1 protein-coding gene is annotated in these 206 nt (G+C 60.2%); it reads right to left on the reverse strand.

Translation table 11 applies throughout. The features are described 5' to 3' along the window. Window positions 1-206, reverse strand: a 206-nt coding sequence (locus SB753_RS42420) for a hypothetical protein (RefSeq protein WP_410805877.1), incomplete at both ends; no start/stop codon positions are given.

The raw sequence follows: 206 nt of genomic DNA on the forward strand, positions 1-206 counted from the left end.
GTGCCATCAGTCGAGTTGCCGCTGATGTTGATCGTGCCGTTGTCCGTCGTGTTGATCGAACCGTTGATGTCCGTGCCGGTGCCGTTGGTCGAGTCGCCCGAGATGTTGGTCGAGCCATCGCCCGAGGTGTTGATCGAACCGTTCGGATCCACCACCACGCCCGTGCCATCAGTCGAGTTGCCGCTGATGTTGATCGTGCCGTTGTC

The sequence above is a fragment of the Paraburkholderia sp. SIMBA_053 genome (assembly GCF_046534895.1).
Classification (GTDB): domain Bacteria; phylum Pseudomonadota; class Gammaproteobacteria; order Burkholderiales; family Burkholderiaceae; genus Paraburkholderia; species Paraburkholderia caledonica.